3 protein-coding genes and 1 tRNA gene are annotated in these 2,549 nt (G+C 64.5%); 3 read left to right on the top strand and 1 reads right to left on the bottom strand.

Features of this window, described 5'->3' with window-relative positions; genetic code table 11:
• On the top strand, positions 1 to 511 hold a 511-nt coding region (locus tag AWC18_RS00250), incomplete at its 5' end, for a VldE C-terminal domain-containing protein (protein ID WP_208858298.1).
• 37 nt (positions 512 to 548) lie between these two features.
• On the opposite strand, the gene AWC18_RS00245 is transcribed toward AWC18_RS00250, so the two are convergent.
• Positions 549 to 1,697 carry a L,D-transpeptidase gene (locus AWC18_RS00245; protein WP_272937675.1) on the bottom strand — a complete coding sequence of 383 codons (1,149 nt, stop codon included), beginning with the start codon at positions 1,695 to 1,697 and terminating at the stop codon, positions 549 to 551.
• A 235-nt stretch (positions 1,698 to 1,932) separates the two neighbouring features.
• On the opposite strand from AWC18_RS00245, the gene AWC18_RS00240 reads away from it, so the two are divergent.
• Both AWC18_RS00240 and AWC18_RS21535 read left to right on the top strand, forming a co-directional pair.
• Positions 1,933 to 2,005, top strand: a tRNA-Lys gene (locus tag AWC18_RS00240).
• Between the two features lie 283 nt (positions 2,006 to 2,288).
• Positions 2,289 to 2,513, top strand: coding sequence for a hypothetical protein (locus tag AWC18_RS21535; RefSeq protein ID WP_165757951.1), 225 nt, complete (start codon positions 2,289 to 2,291; stop codon positions 2,511 to 2,513).
• Positions 2,514 to 2,549: the final 36 nt, after the last annotated feature.

Genomic DNA, 2,549 nt, shown 5'->3' with positions numbered 1-2,549 from the left:
CCCTCCAGAAGACCTGCCCCCGCCTCCCGAAGACGCTCCCCCGCCGCAGGCTTGGGGACTGCCACTCCCCGACTTCATGAATTGGGCCGTGCCCGCCCCGCAGTCGCTGCCACCGGGGATCGCCAACGAAAACGGTATGCAGGTCAAGACAATCCTGGTCGAGCGCAGCATCAGCGAAGCATTCCCACAGATCCACGACATGATCGGCGTGCGCCCCGACGGCCGGCGCTGGCATCCCTCCGGCCTGGCGATCGACGTGATGATCCCCAACCCCGGCAGCCCAGAGGGCATCGCGCTTGGAGACCAGATCGTCGAGTACGTCCGGCAGAACGCCGACCGGTTCGCCATGCAGGACGCGATCTGGCGGGGCACCTACTACACACCGGCCGGGCCCAGCGGTAGCGGCAACGGCCACTACGATCACGTGCACATCACCACGTTCGGCGGGGGTTACCCCGACGGCAACGAGGAATACCGGCGCGAGGAAGCCGGACCCCCGCCGGCTTGGTGACCCGGCTTGGTGACTCGGCTTGGTGACGCCTACCGCGTCAGCGCGCCGAATCCTTGGCGTTGCCGGCCTTCCACTCCGGCCACGGCACATTCCAGTCGCCGAGGCCCTCGTTGCCGGGCAGCGGCGAGCCGATGGTGTTGTTGACCTGCACCACATCGCCGCGCTTGACGTGGTCGTAGAACCACAACGCGTTGCTGGGACTGACGTTGATGCAGCCGTGGCTGGTGTTGGAGTAGCCCTGAGCTCCCACCGACCACGGGGCCGAATGCACGAAAATGCCGCTGTAGGAGATCTGGGTGGCCCAGTCGACGTCGGTGCGATACCCGTTGGGCGAGTTGACCGGCACCCCGTAGGTCGATGAGTCCATCACGATGTGGGCGAACCGGTCCCCGACGATGTAGGTGCCGTTGTTGGTCGGAGTGCTGTCCTTGCCCATCGACACCGGCATGGTCTTGGCCACTTCGCCGTTGATGCGCACGACCATCGACTTGGTGTCGTCGTCGACGGTGGCGATCACCTCGTCGCCGATCACGAAGTGGCTGGCCGCGTTGTCCTGTCCGTAGACGCCGTTGCCCAAGTCCACGCCGTAGGTGTTGACCTGCACGTCGACGTTGGTTCCGGGCTTCCAGAAGGCCTGCGGCCGCCAGCGCACCTCGCGATTGTTCAGCCAGTAGAACGCGCCCACCACCGGAGGATCGGTGGTGATGGTGATCGCCTTCTCGGCCGCCTCGCGGTCGACGATGTTCTCGTCGAACCGGATTGCCACCGGCTGACCGACGCCGACGACCTCGCCGTCGCGTGGCATGACATAGGGCATGGTCAGGTTCTGCGGCGAGTGCGTCTGAAAGGTCATCTGCCGGCTGGTCACCCCACCGAGCCCCAGCGCCTTGGCGTTGAGCGTGTAGCGCTTGTTGTAGCCGAGCTGCTCGGAGGTCGCCCAAGTCAGCCCGTCGGGACTGATCTTGCCGTCGACGACCGCGCCGTACTCGTTGACCATGGTGACCGAATCAAGCACGCCGTCTTCAGCGATGACTGTCACCGGTGCGTCCACGGCCACACCGACAGCCTTGTCCGTGACCGACGCGGTGACCTTGGGAATCAGCAGGTCAGCGAAGGGCGTGCCCTTGTCGGTGATGATTTTGACCGCTTCGGCGTCGGCATTGCTGCCACACGCACTCAAGCTCATCACCGCGGCCGTAACCGTCAGCAATGCCGCCGCCCGGGTCCCGAACCCCCGGCAGCGTTGTGCCAAACCAACCTGCCCCATGCTTTTCCCACCTGAAGTGCTGATACTGCTCGCAGGGCAGTCTAGTGGGTAATCGGAACTGCCGCTGATCCGTGCGGGCGTGCGCTCTGACGTCGCGATTTCGTCTCCCGGTGCGGCGCCTGTTATTGTCACTTTCGCGGTTCTCGACCGCACAGCGCCGTTAGCTCAGTTGGTAGAGCAGCTGACTCTTAATCAGCGGGTCCGGGGTTCGAAACCCTGACGGCGCACAACAAAACCCCTGTCAACCAGGGGTTTTTCTGTTCCAAACGCCTGCGCCCACCACGGGTGGCGACAAAAGGTGCAGTCGTGCGCGCGCCTTCCAAGCGACTCGGCGTCGACGACTGCTCCACCCGTGCGTGTGGAGGACTTCCTCATGCACGCCGCTCTTGTTGGCAGATGGGGCCGACCGCAAACGGCACCTATGGGCCGGCGTCGGCAGATCGGTTTCCGACCCCGCGCGTTCCCCTGCGTCCGATCGTGTTGTCGCCGGGCACGCGTACCGTGCGCGAGATGTCTACCGAAATCATCGTGCGCGGTGCGTTCTCCGCATTTCATCCCGCCGAGCGTGGCACTGCCTCCGCCACCATTTCCTATCAAGGGCCAGAGATGGACCCCGTATATCGGGGGGTCGCGCAGGAGTTGGAAGAGGTGAAGCGATCGGCCGCCTCGTTGCAGGAGAGCGGTGCAGTCACGTTGTTAACGACGGTTGAGAACCCGGCCAGTCGCGACGGTTGAAAAGTAGGCCACCCAATCAGATTGGATGGGTGATCT

It is taken from the genome of Mycolicibacter nonchromogenicus (genome assembly GCF_002101775.1).
In the GTDB taxonomy this organism is placed as follows: Bacteria; Actinomycetota; Actinomycetes; order Mycobacteriales; family Mycobacteriaceae; genus Mycobacterium; species Mycobacterium nonchromogenicum.
The sequence above is the reverse complement of the archived record's forward strand: the minus strand, read 5'-3'. Positions and strand labels throughout refer to the sequence as shown.